The organism is Oribacterium sp. NK2B42 (assembly GCF_000424445.1).
Lineage (GTDB): Bacteria > Bacillota > Clostridia > Lachnospirales > Lachnospiraceae > Oribacterium.
This window is the reverse complement of the sequence record NZ_AUJX01000098.1, coordinates 1-1,656: the sequence shown is the minus strand read 5'-3', so window position 1 is coordinate 1,656 and position 1,656 is coordinate 1. Positions and strand designations below refer to the sequence as shown.

Sequence of the window (1,656 nt, the reverse complement as noted above, 5' to 3'; positions counted from 1 at the left end):
CATACTAATTTCCATGCCGCCGGCAAGCGGCGGCACAAATAGATATGAAAGTATCGACCGTCCTTTAGTATGTATTTATAATAAAAGCGAGAAGCTACACTACAAAGCACGTGGCTTTGAGTCGTAAATACTTTTTCGTTTTAGACGGCATACTAATCAGTGTAAGTTCTACCTTTCAAGCACAAATAAGTGGCTCTCTTAGACCGTACATTAAGAATTGTTTTAACTATTGTTAATTGTGTGGTGGAACAGTCAATGGCTTCTCTTTATTCTTAAAGAAAGGAGCTGTGCCTATGAAAGTTGTTTATCAGACCTGCTGTGGCGTCGATGTTCACAAATCTTTTCTCGTTGCCACAATAATCAAAACCACTTCCGGAATTCAACCCTCTTACCAGAAGAAACGATTCTCCACTTTTAACAATTCGATTCTTGAGTTTAAGAAATGGCTGTTGGATAATTCCTGCCGCGATATCTGTATGGAGTCTACTGGAAAATATTGGATACCCGTGTTTAACCTTTTGGAAGACGAGATTAATGTCACCATCGCCAATCCCAAATGGGTAAAGGCTGTCAAAGGTAACAAGGATGATACCAAGGATTCCAAGTGGATCGGAGATCTGTTCAGATTGGGGCTCGTACCGGGAAGTTATATACCTTGTAAAGAAATCCGTATTCTCAGAGAGTTTACGAGATATCGATATAAACTGACTTCCTGTAAGACCAGTGAGAAAAATCGATTTCAGAATGCACTTACCGTTTGTAACGTCGCATTGGATTCAGTTGTTTCCGATATCTTCGGGAAATCAGCCACCTCTGTAATCGACTACCTTCTTAAACAGTCCGACAATTCCATCAACCACGAAGAAATATCCTCAAGACTACTTCGTTCGCTCAAGAAGAAGTCCGAGAGTGTCATTGAGTCCATCGAAGGGTATCAAATGACTGATTCCCAAAAATATCGTATGCGTCTTGTCCACGCTCACATGGATTATATCACGTCTACGATAGCTGATATAGACTCAATGGTTGATTCGCTGGTCGAACCTTATGAAAGTGCTATCAAGTTGTTGTGTACCATTCCCGGAGTTGATCGTAATTCTGCAATTACAATTCTTTCTGAGATTGGTACGGATATGTCACAGTTTTCTAATTCCAAGCGTTTATGCTGTTGGGCTGGACTGACTCCAGGTAATAACGAGTCTGCAGGTAAAAAGAAATCTGTTCGGATTACACGTGCCGGTGTATACCTAAAACCTGCATTGGTGCAAGCCGCCCATTCAGCCGTAAAATCCAAAAAGTCTCCTTATTACAAAGTCAAATATGAGCATATTTTTAAACGTCGTGGTAAGAAACGTGCCATCATCGCAATCGCCAGGATGATCCTTACAGCTGCCTATCATATGTTATCTACGGGCGAAGTATGGAACCCAACCGATCTTTATAAAATTGATATGCCTGGAACCCTCAAGGAAAAGCAGAAAGAGAAGGCTATCAAACAAGCAATGAAGCTTTTGATTGCTGAGGGAATAATCAAGGAATCTAATATAGCTTCATAACATTAATCTCAATAATCTATTTTTTTAATAAAAGCTATTCTTTGGATAGCTTGTTTAAGTATGCTTGTTTTTTGGCTATCCTTTACTTTCTTTCACATTA

Annotated in this window: 1 protein-coding gene; it reads left to right on the top strand. The window is 39.8% G+C overall.

The window, feature by feature from the left end; translation table 11 throughout:
• Positions 1–293: 293 nt before the first annotated feature.
• Positions 294–1,556, top strand: a complete 1,263-nt coding sequence (locus tag G625_RS0114640) for an IS110 family transposase (RefSeq protein ID WP_029201683.1) — start codon at positions 294–296, stop codon at positions 1,554–1,556.
• Positions 1,557–1,656: the final 100 nt, after the last annotated feature.

What these genes read in the sequence shown, in the direction of transcription:
- G625_RS0114640 (WP_029201683.1), top strand. Translation starts at nt 294, where the DNA reads ATGAAAGTTGTTTATCAGACCTGCTGTGGCGTCGATGTTCACAAATCT.